This is a genomic window from Streptomyces sp. NPDC002133 (assembly GCF_040296405.1).
In the GTDB taxonomy this organism is placed as follows: Bacteria; Actinomycetota; Actinomycetes; order Streptomycetales; family Streptomycetaceae; genus Streptomyces.
This window is the reverse complement of record NZ_JBEOXF010000051.1, coordinates 18,233-31,367: the sequence shown is the minus strand read 5'-3', so window position 1 is coordinate 31,367 and position 13,135 is coordinate 18,233. Positions and strand designations below refer to the sequence as shown.

Genomic DNA, 13,135 nt, shown 5'->3' with positions numbered 1-13,135 from the left:
CGCGTTCGCCCCGCAGGATGCGGTTGCCGAGTGCCGTTGCTGCCGCGTCGCGTTCCCGGTCGCCGGGAGGGCGGCCTCGCCCCCGGCCGGCCGGCCTGTCCGGGATGGCGTCGGCGCCGCATGCGGGAACCGGGTGGGCGCGTCCGCCCCAGGGGAAGATCTGCCGACCTCGCGCGGGCGGCGTTTGGCATGGCGTCGGCTCACTCCGGGGCGACGCCGGTCCGCCGTCATCGGCAGGGGTTGATGGCCGGGATGATGCGAGCATATACTCGTTCGACGATCCGAGCATCTACTCGTTTCCATCCTTGCGGCGGACCAGCGCGCCTTGCCTTGCCGCTGCGACGAGAGGAATGCCATGCCTGTCTTCAATGCACACATCCCCGCCAACCGCTTTTCGCGGGATCAGAAGCGCGCTCTCGCCGACGCACTCAACCAGTCACTGGTCCAGGGGCTCGGCATCCCCGAGGGCGACCGCTTCATCATGATCAGCGAACACGGCGCCGATGAACTCTTCTTGCATCCGACCTTCATGGATATGCAGCGCAGCGCTGACGCCATGATCATCACCGTACTGATCGGAGCGCACCGGCCGCTCGAGGACCGGCGCAAGGTGACCACAGCCATCAACGAGCTGGTGGTCGAGGCGCTGGGCGTGTCGCCGGACGACATCTTCGTCGCGCTCATTCCAGTACCGAACGAGAACTTCTCCTTCGGCAGGGGCGAGCTTCAGCTCGCCGAGGGCGCGCCCCGCTGGTGAGACGGCGGGTCACCATCATGCTGCCGCGTGCGCGCCGGGCAGTTGAGGCCACTTCCTGGTGTGCGAGCAGCCATCGGCGACTCATCACCCACCCGTCAGCTGCCTGAACCGGCTGAACTGTAACGCCCATCATTGCTGCACCATCGCGCCCGTTGCCCATGTGCGCCGCTGCAAGTCGAGCGTTACCAACCGCTCGAGTCCACTAGCCCGAGGAACTTGAATGACGCTTTCTTATCAGACCGTTGGTCATGGACCGGTCCATGTGCTCTGCGCGCACGCGTGGCCGGCGTCCGGCGCGACGTTCGCCCCCATGCATCCCTACCTCGACGAGGAAGAGATGACATGGGTATTCCCGGATTTCCGGGGCTACGGATCCTCCGCAGCAATCTCGGGACGGCTCACCACCCAGGAGATGGCCCAGGATCTGCTCGCCGTTGCCGACGAACTGCAGTGGGACAGCTTCCACCTGGTGGGACACTCCATGGGCGGAAAGGCGGCGCAACTGCTGTCGGGAAGCCACCAGGCCCGCGCCAGGATTCGCACCCTCTCCCTCATCAGCGCGGTGCCCAGCCGGGGGTTCCCCCTCGACGCCGCCAGCGAGAAGCACTTCACCTCCGCGGCGCACGAGCCAGACGTGATGGCAGACGTGGTGACCACGTTGACCGCCGGCCGCCTCGGCCCGCAGTTCGGAAGACACCTTGCTGCGATCGGTACGGACACTGCCTCGGCGGCTACCCTCGAGGCGTACCTGCGAGCGTGGTCGGCAGAGGACGTATCCGCCGAGATCGACGGTTACGTCAACCCCGTCCTGATTCTCAGCGGCGAGTTCGACCCCGTACTGAGCGCCGGCCTTGCGGCCGAGCAGATCGCTCCCCAGTTCATCGACGTCCGCCAAGCCGTGGTGGCAGCCGCAGGCCATTTCCCTCCGGTCGAGGCGCCTGCCCGTACTGCAGCCCTGGTCGTCGCGCACATACTCAACCGCCCGGAGAGCGTCACCCCGGACCGTTAACTGCGCATCCGTTGTGTTCGGCAGTCGGCGACGCCGGCCGATTGCCGAACCACCGGAGACTCCCCCGCCGAGGAAACGGATACATCCTCCGCGCGCGTCCATACGAGCACACCGTGCGATCTGCGGTGAACGCCGGCCGCTCCCTGTCGACTTCCAACCGACCGCGGCTGATAGCCCCCACCCCACAGGAGACATTCACATGACAACGCGTGAGGAAATCAAGTTCCCCGCAGAGGGAGGGATCTGGCTGCGCGGATGGCTGTTCACCCCGGACGGGCCAGGGCCGCACCCGGCGATCACCATGGCCCACGGATACGCCGCGGTCAAAGAACACCGACTCGAGCGCTTCGCCCGCGTATTCGCCGACAACGGCTTCGTCGTGCTCGTGCATGACCATCGCACCTTCGGAGCCAGCGACGGCACTCCACGCCAGGACATCGACCCCTGGCGGCAGATCGCCGACTGGCGCCGCGCCATCTCCTACCTGGAGCAGCGCCCCGAAGTCGACCCCGAGCGTATCGGCCTGTGGGGAACCAGCTACGCGGGCGGACACGCCCTGGTGCTCGGTGCCACCGACAGACGTCTGCGCTGCATCGTCGCACAGGTACCCACGATCAGCGGATACGAGCAGGGGCTGCGCCGCATTCCGCCCGAGGCCGTGGCGCAGCTCGAGGATTCCTTCATCAAGGACGAGCGCGCCCAGTTCCGCGGTGCCCCTCCCCGCACGCAGGCAATCGTCAGTGACGACCCGGCAGTGCCAGCCTCCTACCGGACGCAGGACGCCCTGGAGTTCTACACCCAGCCCCTCCCCATCGGCGTCTGGGAGAACACCGTCACCATCCGCTCGACCCGTGCCGCCCGCATGTACGAACCCGGGGCATGGGTTACCCGCATCTCACCGACACCCCTACTGATGCTGGTCGCGGCGAACGACACGACCACCGTCACCGATCTCGCCCTGGCCGCCTACGAGCGCGCACTGGAACCCAAGAAGCTCATACTCATTCCCGGAGGACATTTCGATCCCTACACGTCCAGGTTCGACACAGCGAGCACCGCGGCACTCAACTGGTTCCGCACGTATTTGTTCTAACGCCCTGAGCCCTGAGCCCTGAGCCCTGAGCCCTGAGCCCTGAGCCCTGGAAGCATCGCTGTACGAGGCGGCGGGCAAAAGCGTCGGCCGGCCGAAATCGGTCCTGGGCGCCAAGGGTATTCGGTGTCGAGCCAAGCCTTGCTTGACAACGACCGCCCGACTCACGGCCCCATCATGGTCCTCCCGGCGGCCGCAGAAGTACGCCTGCTGCCGGAAGGAACCACGCACTCGGGTTAGCCCCATCCAGCGCCTGCCGCCCTCGCTATAGCGCGCAGCTGCGCCTATTGTCGAGGGCACACACTTTCCGGAGGATTGATGGACACCCTCGCCAGCCTCGAAGGCATGTGCAACTGTACCGCTATACGCAAAGCTGCCCGGTATCTCACCGCGAGCTACGACAAAATCCTCGCTCCGGCCAACCTGCGAGCCACCCAGTTCACCATCCTCCAGAAGCTGGCAGTCAACGGTCAGACGAGCATCACGAAACTGGCCACCAAGATCGGCATGGACCGCACAACACTGGCCAGCAACCTCAAGCCGCTGGAACGTGAAGGCTTGGTGACTGTGGCCACATCAGCAGGCGACCGCCGTACGCGGAACATTGAGATCACCGAGAGCGGCCGTGCACGACTGGCGAAGGCCCTGCCTCTGTGGAAGTCCGCGCAGGCCCGGTTCGAAGAGAACTTCGGAGCCACCGAAGCTGCCGAACTCCGTTCGCGACTGCGTGCCGTTCTCGACACGGGGCTTGATCCCTGGGCCGAGTGAACGGTCACGGGGAAGCTTCAGTCTCTCTGGGCATGAGCGGATCGTTTTCTCTGCGACCGGGGCCGAGGCTCACTACGCGCGGTGCTCTCCCGAGGACCTGAGCCCTGGCATGGTGCTCCTGGCCGCCCGCGAGCCGGACTCAACGCAGGCCTAGCCCTCTGAGCTGCGCTTTGTGGGCATCGGCGAGCGCCTTCCCGGTGAGCGCCGCGACCTCGAGGAGTACATCAGAGTGCCCTCGATGACGGGGAGTTCGCCGTCGTGGTCGATCCAGGCAGAGCGGGTGGTGAGTCGGGGGTGGATGCGGTCCCAGGCCATCGTCTGCGCGTGCCGTAGCGGTCAGTGACCTGCGTGGTTGTCGCGTCCGGCTCGCCCCAGGACTCGGGCTTGGCGAAGCGGAACTCCTTGCCGTGCTTCGGGGGCCGGCCGCCCTGCGGCGGAGAGATCCACGGCACCGGGACGGGCTTGCGCATCACCCGGTCCGAGCGGAGCCGGCCGAGGACCTCTACGGGCAGGCCGTCAAGGAGATGGGCCATGCGCGGGGCGTCGTATCCGGCGTCGAACCCATTGCCCCTTTGACGCGTATCTGGGTCACGCCCCCTCCCGAGGACGGAAGCCTGCGGCTTCTGTCCCAGGCCGGGATGGACGTCACCGCCCAGTACCCCGAACTCAAGGCGCTGTCCGGCCTGCTGCCCGGACCACAGGCGGTCCTCGACGGGGAGATCATCACCCTCGACGGCGTGGGGCGGCCGTCGGTGGAGCGGTTGCAGCAACGGATGAGCCTGCACCACCCCGAGGCGGCCCGCGCCCTCGAAGACCTGCCCGTCCGGCTGATGCTCTACGACATCCTCTGCCTCGGCGAACCGACCGTGCAGCTTCCTTACACCGCCCGCCGCGACCTCCTCGACGACCTCGTCCTGACTGGTCCTGGCATCACGGTGCCCGCGGCCTGGCCCGCACTCGCCGCCCAGGCCATGGAACAGATCGCCAGCGAGGGCTTCGACGGCGTCGTCGCCAAACGCCTCACCAGCCCCTACCTGCCCGACCGCCGCACCTCCGACTGGATCAAGATCAAGCACCTGGGGCGTCGGGGAAGTAGCCCACGGGGTTTGCCGGCCCCATGACGCCGGTGGTGGATGGTCAGGTCGCGTCCCGGCCCGGCGGCGCGAGGCCGCCGGGCTGAGCGTGAGTGCTCAGCGCATGGCGCCACGATGACGCCGACGTGCAGATGGCCGGCAGGGTCGGCGCCGCACCGTCATCCGGATCCAGGTCGTGAAACCTCACCCGTGCTGAACCCTGGGCCCTTGGCATTCCGTGCTTGGCTGGGATACCAGGACTCGAACCTGAACTAACGGAACCAGAAACCGTCGGGCTGCCAATTACCCCATATCCCACTGCTCCGGCTGTCACCGCGGGAGTTCGGTCCAGCCAGGGTGTCCTCGCCGCGGGCGCTGACAAGCATCATGCGACGGGGCACGCCTCGGGCGACATTACCCCTGTCCTGCTTGATGCAGCGTGTTCTGCCCGGGGTGTCGCTCAGGCCTTGAGAGCCGGAGCGGCGCCTGGTCGCCACCCCGCCAGTTGTCACGCCCACAAGGCGTCACCGCAGGGATACGGGGACTGGCTCAGAGATGGGACACCGGAGCCTGGTCAGCGGGTATGGCTTGGGCCATCTGTTCGAGTTTCGCAAGGAGAAGTCGGCAATCGGCGACGGCGTCGTGCGGGCCGCCGAGCGGCTGGTTGCGGTAGGCGCCGCGCTTGACCGACCACAGTCCCCGCCACACCGCGTACGGCACCATCGTGTCCTGCCACTGGCAGTGGCTCAACCATTGCTTGGCCACCGTGTCGTCGCCGTGGTGGCGGACGAGCTCGCGTTCGAAAACGCCGCGGTCGAAGTCCATGTTGTACGCGACTACGGTCCGGCCGTGCAGAACGTCGGTCAGGGCAGGCAGCAGCTGACTGAAGGTGGCGGCCGACGCGACCCGCTCGGGGGCGATGCCGTGCACGGCGACGGCGGCCGGCTCGATGTCGGCGAGCGGCTGCACGTACTCGTTGAACACCACGCTGCCGTCGCGCCTCACCGCGGCGATCTGCACCGCGAACGCGTTCTCCAGTCCCGTCGTTTCCACGTCGACGGCGGTCAGGCTCTCGTCGGCGAGCATGCGGCGGGCCCAGTGGCCGACCTGCGTGCGCTCGCGCGGCCACGACACCGGGCGGCGCAGAGCACGCACGGCGTCGTCGAGTTCGTGGTGGGCTTCATGACTGCTCTGCACCCGCCACCGGAGCCGGCCGCCGTCCAGCTCCGCGCTCAGCGTCCCCAGATACCGGCTGCCCTCGTACGTCGCCCAGGTCGGCCGGTCGGTGTCCGCGGGCCGTACGAACTGCACCGGCCGCTCGTCGACGGTGCGGGTGAACAGGTCCTCCCACTGGGCCGGATCCGTGATCGTCACCAGCCGCCCCATCTTCTCGTCCGATCCTTCCGCCGAGCCGGTGGCCGCCGCCACCACCTCACGCGATCATGGCAGCAACCGCCGTCTTTCAGGGGAGGAATCAGCACATGACCAGGAAGATTCCGGCCCGCCGGCTCGCGCCCGGCCCGGACCGCGACAAGCTCGCCGCCGAACTGAAGTCGAAGTACGACGCCGGGAAGTCCATCAGGGCGCTGGCGCAGGAGACGGGCCGTTCCTACGGCGGCGTGCACCGCCTGCTCGAAGACGCCGGGGCCACCTTCCGATCCCGGGGCGGAGACCAGCACCGCACGGAGTCCTGACCGCGCAGGCTCCGACAAAGTTCAGCAGATCCCAGACAGCGCCCATGCCACCGGGACGTACTCCTTACCGAGGCCAACGTCACCCTGTGCGGGGTGGTGGGGCGGCCCCGTGTGCGTGCGACTGGAACGCGGGGCCGCCGGCCCTGTCGAAGCGGGCGCGCCACGGGTGACGGTACGGCCGGAAGCAGCAGGGCGCGCATCCACCTTGCGGCCGGTGGTCAGTCGAGGACGCGCCAGGGTTCGCGCCCGTTCTTGTCGGGTCCGGGCCGGGCCACCGTGCCGGGGCGAACCGTTCGTGTGCTTCCTTCAGGTACTCCGGCGACAGGTGGGATTCGGCGGCCAGGTCATCGAAGGACGAGTCCTCGGCGAGGGCGAGCTCGATTGCTTCGTACAGGCAGCCCTGGAGCGAACGGACGGCGTGGGTACAGCGGTTATCGCAGAGGCCGCTGTCATGACCCGGCGATGTACAGAATTCTTGACTTCATGTATGCCTAGCTTTACCTTCTCGGTGTCAAGTTTGTTTTACAGGGGGGAGAGTTGACGTGACCTTCGAAGAGAAACGTGCATGGGTCATGGGTGTGGTCGCGGTCCTCGCGTACACGGCCTACCTCGCCATCGTTCTCGGCCGGGCGGAGCACACCCCGCTCGCCGACGTGTCGTACGTACCGACGCTGCTGTGGACCGTCGGCGCCGCGGTCGCGGCGGCGATCGCGCTCGAGGTCGTGATCGCGATCGCCTCGCCCAAGGACGACAGGAGGAAGGACCAGCGCGACAGGGAGATCACCCGGTTCGGCGAGTACACGGGCCAGTCGTTCGTCGTCGTCGGGGGTGTGGCGGCCCTCGTCATGTCGATGGCCGAGCTGGACCACTTCTGGATCGCCAACGCGATCTATCTGGCGTTCGTCCTGTCCGCGGTCCTCGGTTCGGTGGCGAAGATCGCCGCCTACAGGTGGGGCTTCCAGCCGTGGTAAAGCCGACCCGCGTCACGAACACGATCCGGTCCCTCCGCTTCACGCACGGAGAGATGACCCAGGCGGAGCTGGCGGACCGGATCGGCGTGACCCGCCAAACCGTCATCGCCATCGAGAAGGGCCGCTACTCCCCCTCGCTCGAAATGGCCTTCCAGATCGCCCACGTGTTCAAAGTCCCGCTCGAGGAGGTGTTCCAGTACCCGGACGGCGAAGGACGCCAAGGGGCCGAGGGGACCGAAAAGGCCCAAGGAGCCGAAGAAGCCGAAGGAAACGGACGCAGCGAAGGAGAGGCACCATGAAGGCCATCGTGCACGACACCTACGGCTCGTCCGACGTGCTGGAGCTCAGGGACATCGACAAGCCGTCGCCCGGCGAGGGCGACGTGCTCGTACGGGTGCACGCGGCCGCCGTCGACGCGGGAGTCTGGCACCTGATGACCGGCCTGCCCTATCTCCTCCGCCTCATGGGCTACGGGCTGCGCGCCCCCAAGGTCCGCGTCCGGGGCAGGGAGGTCGCCGGGCGCGTCGAGGCCGTCGGCGCCGGGGTCACCCAGTTCCGGCCGGGCGACGAGGTGTTCGGCATCTGCGAGGGCTCCTTCGCCGAGTACGCGAGCGCCCCGGAGGACAGGTTCGTACCGAAGCCCGCGAACCTCACCCTCGAACAGGCGGCGGCCGTTCCGATGTCCGCGCTCACCGCGCTCCAGGCCCTGCGCGACGCGGGACGGCTGCAGCCGGGACAGAAGGTCCTGATCATCGGCGCGGCAGGCGGGGTGGGCACCTTCGCGGTGCAACTGGCCAAAGCGTTCGGAGCGGAGGTCACCGGCGTCTGCAGCACGACGAAGACGGACCTGGTCCGCTCGATCGGCGCGGACGACGTCATCGACTACACCCGCGAGGACGTCACCGACGGGACACGCCACTACGACCTCGTCGTCGACACCGCAGGCAACCGCCCGCTGTCCCGGCTCCGGCGTGCCCTCGCCCCGCGGGGAACCCTGGTCATCGTCGGAGGTGAGGGCGGCGGACGGTGGTTCGGCGGCACGGACCGCGTCCTGCGGGCGGTGATGCTGTCACCGTTCGTGCGCCACACGCTGCGCGGGCTGGTCTCGGTGGAGCGCCACGAGGACCTTCAGACCCTGCGGGAACTCATCGAGGCCGGCAAGGTGGCGCCGGTCATCGGCGCGACGTACCCGCTGAGCGAGGCCCCCGAGGCGATCCGGTATCTCCAGGAGGGCAACGCACGCGGCAAGGTCGTCATCACGGTGTGAGGCGCGTGACGCTCCAGGCGTCTCAGGTGCCCGGCTTGCGGCCGCAGACGAAGACGTCGTCTCCGTGCGCAGCAGGTTCCAGCACGTGGAGGCGGCGCCCTTGGTCATGTTCACGCACCCGTGCGACCCGGACGGCGCCAACACGCTGATGCCCACCGAGTGGAAGGCCTGGCCGCCGTCGAAGAACTGGCTGTACGGCATCGGCACGTTGTACAGGCTGGACGCGTGAGGTTATCCGGGGTCCAGGACGTCCAGGGACCGCTCACTCGGCCGTCTCGGTCGATAGGGATGTGCGGCCATGGCGACTCCAGCTCGGACACCTGGCGCAAAGTGGCCGTGTCCCCGCTGGTCAGAAGCGTGGTCGCCTGCGAGGTAAGGAACGCTGTCACGAGCCACAAGGGGCAGGTGCCGGAAAGAGATGAGAGTCTGTCGACACTCAGCCACGCCCGCGCGTTCGCGCAGGTCGGCATCGTCGGTAACCCGTGTAGAGGTTCAACGTCGGCAAATGGTGGGCTCCAACGGTCCTACTCGCCGGTTAGTTGCGCCCGGGTGTCCGAGGTAGGAGTCCGGGGCCGACCCGGCCGAACGGTGCCGAGGCAGCGACCGCCGGAGCCGCGCTGAGGACGTGCCGCCGCCCTGCGCGTCGACTACGCGCCGACGCGCTGAGGCCTGTCGGCCCCGCTGTCAGGCTTGCTGGAGGGCGTGTTGCACGAGACGGGTGAACGGGGCGAGGTTCCACGAGGACGCGTAGCGGTCCACGGAGTTCAGGGCGTCCCGGACGTCGCCATGGTAGGTCTCGATGGTGCGGCGGTGGTGCAGGACGATCCGGCGGACATCGGCGGGTCCGAACTCGGGATGGAACTGGACTCCCCAGATCCGGGGGCCGTAACGGTAGCCCTGGACAGGTGAGTGGCCGTTGTCCGCGACCACGTGGGCGTTGCCTTCCAGGAGCGGCCCGGGGTCGAGTTCCTCGTAGTGGAAGACCGGGACGACGAACTGTTCGCCGTCGTCGGTCCGCTCGTCCTCCCGCCAGCGGACCTCGGTGAGGCCCACCTCGATCCTGCCGGCGGCGCGCACGGACCCCTGCCCGGGCCAGAGCGCTTCGGCGATCATCTGGGATCCGAGGCATACGCCGATCACCGCGTGTTCCCCGCGCTGAGCGGCCTCGACGAGGAGACGGGTGACCGCCATCCCCCGGGGCATCCATCCGGAGGCGTCGTTCACTGAGGTCGAACCGCCGGACAGGACGTGCAGGCGCCCGCCGGGTATGTCATCAGCGGTGGCGGTGGTCAGGTCGCGCCGCTCGACGCGCAGGCCCTGCCCGGTCAGCCGCTCCACGAGCCGCTCGCCGTAGTCAAGTCCCTCGGCGGCCAGGCCGTCGGCTACCCAGACCACCGCATCGGTCTCTGTCATCACTGCTCCTTCATTGTCATCCGACTCATCCAAAGAAGTGGTCGTAGAGCGAGATCGCTGCTTCGGCGGTCGCCACCCCTGAAAGGACAGTCAGGATCGCCACCACAAGGTTCACCTTGCGGATCCGGCGCGCCTGGTCCTCGGCCAACCGTAAGTCAACCGTCTGCCGGACCGTCGAGAGAAGGTCCGCGGCCCGGCTCTGCAGGTTGCCCGCCGCCCAGGCTTGCAGGACCGCGTCGCGCGTCCTCAGCGCATGGTGGTCGTAGCTGAATGTCGGTGTGACCAGCGCCTGGTACTCGGATCGCAGCCGGTGCTCCAGCTCCGAGAGCCAACGCGCGTCGGCGCGTTGTCCACGGCGCAGCGCGTCGTCAGCCGCGGCGGCAGTGCGGGCCAGCCGGATGTAGGACACGTCGAGGATGAGGAGCAGTAGCCTGAACTTCTCGGCGGCGGCCTTCGGATCCGGCGTCGCCAGCAGGTTGTACGCGTAGCCCGCGAAGAGGAACTCGTCGCGCCAGGGCGATTTGGAGGCGAGCGGCATCGGCGAGTCGGGGTAGACCAGCGGCCGCAGGTCGTCGCTGAGGCAGGCCCTGCCGGGATCCGGGTGGTCGGTGCTGCCCACGTAGGTGAGGTTGAAGTACGGGATGGCCGCCGTCTCGCCGGCGCCGCAGCGGCGCAGCAGCCGCCCCACGGGAGGCAGCAGCAAGGACCTCAACTCGGCTGCCAGGAGCTCGCGTCCGGCCCGGCCGAGACCGGCGTGTGTCGACTCCCGGTAGCGCGCATCCCAGCCCTCGGGCAGGCGCAGCGTGACGGCGATCGAGCTGTAGCCGTCGGGGAAGACCATGCCGATGACATCGACCATGTCCAGCAGCGACTGGCCGGTTCGGGCGGCCAGGAGGTCTTTGAGGCGGCGCTGGAGTTCGCCGTGCCACTCGTCGCTGCCGACGAAAGTGGTGAGCAGGTCCACCGTCGGCTCCCCGTAGGTGAGCGAGCCCTGGAGCAATGGGCTCAACGACACCGGTCTTCGCAGGAGAAGACCGGTTCCGTCGAGGTCGTCACCAGGCGGAAGGGCGCAGGCTTCCCTCGGCTCCAGCGGGTTCCCTTCCGCGTAAAAGGGTGCGGTGAAGGTGATCCAGGCATCTCCCGTCAGTCCAACTAGACTTTTTTCAGGCGGAGTTGAGTTGGCCATGGGTCTATTCTGACTCTTCTGCTTGATGCGTGGGCCGATCTGAGGCGAGTTGGCGTTGGCAGTAGCGGACCTACTGCCAGGCCACTCCAGCGAGGCGGCAGAGGCGAACCCATACATGGCGGCCTCGTGCCCGCGCCGCCGTAATCACTCCGAACCGCGAAGCTCAGGAGCGTCCGCGTCGTGATCGATGAGGGCCGCGTGAGATGCCAGGGCGCAGGCGGTGTCGGCGACGCAGTCCGCCCCGCCGCCGTACAAAGCGGCGGTCGAGCGGTACCTCACCGGCGCGGGCATCGCGAGTCCGCCGCACGGATCTACCCGACCTCGCTCACCACGTAGGGGTGGATGCTGCGCGGCGAGCCAGCGCCGGCCGGCCCGGGCCGCCGCGGCGAAGCCGGTCACGGGCCTCCTCCGGCCTCGGCCAACCAGACGCGGGTACACGTGGGTTGACCGCTTGGGACGGCGGTTCCGTTCCGACGTACCTGCGGTGCCTGGCCCGATTGCCGGCCATCAGGACTCGTACCCGGTTTGATCGTCCGTCTGCGCAGGTCAGTGCAACGCCTCGAGGGCTCTCGTGATGAGTGCGCGGGCCTGAGCCCCATACACCGCGATACTCCGCAGTTCTTCGAAGGCTTTGAGATACAATCCGATCTCAGAGGGCTGGGTGATCCTCACCTGCGCAGAGACCAACTCGAACTCAGGGCTGGTGCCACTGGCACGACGGTCCCTCTGCGTCGGCTCAGACGATTGCGACGATCGAACGCGCTTTCGGTGCGCCGTACCCACTGTTCGCGTGCACACCCTGCCGTGACCCGCGCGGGCTCATCGCGGCAGCCGAGCATGCTGGCAAGGCCGTGTCGTGAGCCCGCGAACGCCGTACACCACGCCCGGCCGGGCAGTGATCCCCTGCTACTGCTGGATCAAGAAGCCCGGCACCCAGATGCGCTGCACGCTCCGCCCCGGGCCACGACGGCCCGCACTACTTCCACATCGGGTTCACCCAGTGGCCCAACCACCGCCCGGAGCCCCAATGACCACGCCAGCCGCTCAGACAGCCGGGGACTGCAGCTCGACGACAGTTCGCGCGACTGTTGGTCCACGACCTCTTCGTCCCGAACGCCACACGTCTGATGTCGGGATCCGATGCGGATCGGCCGCGCGTCCGATCGGGTCGTCTTTCTGCACAGCCAATGCGCGCCTGATGTAGCGGGCTTCCGATTGAGCCATGAATGGATTGATAAGTGGCGCGGAATTGCCGCTTGTCAGTCCATCGAGCTCGAAGGAGACGCACGATGCGTCGTTTCAAGGCAATGGGGCCGGTCGCGGTCACCGCGCTCGCCGCAGTCCTCGCATGCGCACCGCTCGCGCAGGCTGCCTCCCCGGACCGCGACCCCAGCCCGCGGGGTGGCGCCGAGAAGGTCATCAAACTGGATGACTTCGTAAAGGAATTCTCCTCCATCGACGTGGGTGCCCCAGGACTCAGTCGCGGCGACGAGACCGTGGGCTTTTCGAAGCTCTCCCAGAACGGTCAATCGGTGGGCACCGGCGGCTTCGTCTGCACCGTCGTCAGCCTCAAGAAGCAACTGCAGCAGTGCGAGTCCACCCTCCGGCTGACCAGGGGTGACATCACCCTGCAGGGCTTCGCGCACATCAACCCCACCAAGTTCACGCTCGCGATCACCGGCGGTACCGGCGCCTACCGCGAGGCCCGCGGCTATATGGACGGCACCAATGTCGCCGAGGGGCACAACAAGCTGACCGTCCACCTCTCCAAGTGACCTCCGGGCGCTGCTCCTCACGGCCCCCGGAGTGCGGCAGAGTCGGAACGTGGGCGCAGCGTAACCCCGACCGTCACGGCGCACGACGCAGCGCGCCTTGGCGGTCGAGGCACGCCTGTGTCGACCGATGAC

13 protein-coding genes, 1 tRNA gene and 3 pseudogenes are annotated in these 13,135 nt (G+C 67.9%); 10 read left to right on the top strand and 7 right to left on the bottom strand.

Features of this window, described 5'->3' with window-relative positions:
* The first annotated feature begins 355 nt into the window (after nt 1–355).
* The 4 genes from ABT078_RS32800 (at nt 356) to ABT078_RS32785 (ending at nt 3,624) form a co-directional block, all read left to right on the top strand.
* Nucleotides 356–757: a tautomerase family protein gene (locus tag ABT078_RS32800; protein ID WP_351234241.1), complete on the top strand. Its 402-nt coding sequence runs from the start codon at nt 356–358 to the stop codon at nt 755–757.
* Nucleotides 758–977: 220 nt separating this feature from the next.
* Entirely contained in the window at nt 978–1,766 is a 789-nt protein-coding gene (locus tag ABT078_RS32795) for an alpha/beta fold hydrolase (RefSeq protein WP_351234239.1), read from the top strand.
* 199 nt (nt 1,767–1,965) lie between these two features.
* Complete coding sequence (locus ABT078_RS32790) at nt 1,966–2,859, top strand: alpha/beta hydrolase (protein WP_351234237.1); 894 nt, start codon at nt 1,966–1,968, stop codon at nt 2,857–2,859.
* Between the two features lie 315 nt (nt 2,860–3,174).
* Nucleotides 3,175–3,624 (top strand): MarR family winged helix-turn-helix transcriptional regulator, encoded by a 450-nt coding sequence (locus tag ABT078_RS32785; protein ID WP_351234235.1) that lies wholly within the window; start codon nt 3,175–3,177, stop codon nt 3,622–3,624.
* Between the two features lie 174 nt (nt 3,625–3,798).
* Here the strand turns inward: ABT078_RS32785 and ABT078_RS32780 are convergent.
* A pseudogene (locus ABT078_RS32780) lies at nt 3,799–4,184 on the bottom strand (transposase); the annotation flags it as partial.
* 12 nt (nt 4,185–4,196) lie between these two features.
* Here ABT078_RS32780 and ABT078_RS32775 point away from each other — a divergent pair.
* Entirely contained in the window at nt 4,197–4,745 is a 549-nt protein-coding gene (locus ABT078_RS32775; protein ID WP_351234233.1) for an ATP-dependent DNA ligase, read from the top strand.
* Between the two features lie 195 nt (nt 4,746–4,940).
* Here the strand turns inward: ABT078_RS32775 and ABT078_RS32770 are convergent.
* Together ABT078_RS32770 and ABT078_RS32765 are read right to left on the bottom strand one after the other, a co-directional pair.
* Nucleotides 4,941–5,015, bottom strand: a tRNA-Gln gene (locus ABT078_RS32770).
* Between the two features lie 231 nt (nt 5,016–5,246).
* Entirely contained in the window at nt 5,247–6,128 is an 882-nt protein-coding gene (locus ABT078_RS32765) for a 3'-5' exonuclease (RefSeq protein WP_351234231.1), read from the bottom strand.
* Nucleotides 6,129–6,178: 50 nt separating this feature from the next.
* Here ABT078_RS32765 and ABT078_RS32760 point away from each other — a divergent pair, with 50 nt between their 5' ends.
* The 4 genes from ABT078_RS32760 (at nt 6,179) to ABT078_RS32745 (ending at nt 8,629) form a co-directional block, all read left to right on the top strand.
* The gene (locus ABT078_RS32760) at nt 6,179–6,391 is read left to right on the top strand and encodes a helix-turn-helix domain-containing protein (RefSeq protein WP_351234229.1); all 213 of its coding nucleotides are present in this window, start codon (nt 6,179–6,181) and stop codon (nt 6,389–6,391) included.
* Nucleotides 6,392–6,933: 542 nt separating this feature from the next.
* Nucleotides 6,934–7,362 (top strand): hypothetical protein, encoded by a 429-nt coding sequence (locus ABT078_RS32755; RefSeq protein WP_351234227.1) that lies wholly within the window; start codon nt 6,934–6,936, stop codon nt 7,360–7,362.
* Nucleotides 7,341–7,661 (top strand): helix-turn-helix transcriptional regulator, encoded by a 321-nt coding sequence (locus ABT078_RS32750; protein WP_351234225.1) that lies wholly within the window; start codon nt 7,341–7,343, stop codon nt 7,659–7,661. Before ABT078_RS32755 ends, ABT078_RS32750 begins: the two co-directional genes overlap by 22 nt.
* Nucleotides 7,658–8,629 (top strand): NAD(P)-dependent alcohol dehydrogenase, encoded by a 972-nt coding sequence (locus ABT078_RS32745; RefSeq protein WP_351234223.1) that lies wholly within the window; start codon nt 7,658–7,660, stop codon nt 8,627–8,629. Before ABT078_RS32750 ends, ABT078_RS32745 begins: the two co-directional genes overlap by 4 nt.
* A 22-nt stretch (nt 8,630–8,651) precedes the next feature.
* Here ABT078_RS32745 and ABT078_RS32740 read toward each other — a convergent pair.
* The 4 genes and pseudogenes from ABT078_RS32740 to ABT078_RS32725 form a co-directional block, all read right to left on the bottom strand.
* Nucleotides 8,652–8,857, bottom strand: a pseudogene (locus ABT078_RS32740) (L,D-transpeptidase); the annotation flags it as partial.
* A 456-nt stretch (nt 8,858–9,313) separates the two neighbouring features.
* A complete protein-coding gene (locus ABT078_RS32735; protein WP_351234221.1) occupies nt 9,314–10,042 on the bottom strand; it encodes a type 1 glutamine amidotransferase in 729 nt (242 codons plus the stop codon).
* A 25-nt stretch (nt 10,043–10,067) separates the two neighbouring features.
* The gene (locus ABT078_RS32730; protein ID WP_351234219.1) at nt 10,068–11,051 is read right to left on the bottom strand and encodes a hypothetical protein; all 984 of its coding nucleotides are present in this window, start codon (nt 11,049–11,051) and stop codon (nt 10,068–10,070) included.
* 723 nt (nt 11,052–11,774) lie between these two features.
* Nucleotides 11,775–11,918 (bottom strand): annotated as a pseudogene (locus ABT078_RS32725) (transcriptional regulator); the annotation flags it as partial.
* A 599-nt stretch (nt 11,919–12,517) separates the two neighbouring features.
* Here ABT078_RS32725 and ABT078_RS32720 point away from each other — a divergent pair.
* Nucleotides 12,518–13,003 (top strand): allene oxide cyclase barrel-like domain-containing protein, encoded by a 486-nt coding sequence (locus tag ABT078_RS32720; protein WP_351234217.1) that lies wholly within the window; start codon nt 12,518–12,520, stop codon nt 13,001–13,003.
* The last annotated feature ends 132 nt before the right edge of the window (nt 13,004–13,135 follow it).

Bases quoted from the DNA above. Each gene is read 5' to 3' on its own strand.
- ABT078_RS32800 (WP_351234241.1), top strand. From the start codon at position 356: ATGCCTGTCTTCAATGCACACATCCCCGCCAACCGCTTTTCGCGGGAT.
- ABT078_RS32795 (WP_351234239.1), top strand. From the start codon at position 978: ATGACGCTTTCTTATCAGACCGTTGGTCATGGACCGGTCCATGTGCTC.
- ABT078_RS32790 (WP_351234237.1), top strand. From the start codon at position 1,966: ATGACAACGCGTGAGGAAATCAAGTTCCCCGCAGAGGGAGGGATCTGG.
- ABT078_RS32785 (WP_351234235.1), top strand. From the start codon at position 3,175: ATGGACACCCTCGCCAGCCTCGAAGGCATGTGCAACTGTACCGCTATA.
- ABT078_RS32760 (WP_351234229.1), top strand. From the start codon at position 6,179: ATGACCAGGAAGATTCCGGCCCGCCGGCTCGCGCCCGGCCCGGACCGC.
- ABT078_RS32745 (WP_351234223.1), top strand. From the start codon at position 7,658: ATGAAGGCCATCGTGCACGACACCTACGGCTCGTCCGACGTGCTGGAG.
- ABT078_RS32735 (WP_351234221.1), bottom strand. From the start codon at position 10,042: ATGACAGAGACCGATGCGGTGGTCTGGGTAGCCGACGGCCTGGCCGCC.
- ABT078_RS32720 (WP_351234217.1), top strand. From the start codon at position 12,518: ATGCGTCGTTTCAAGGCAATGGGGCCGGTCGCGGTCACCGCGCTCGCC.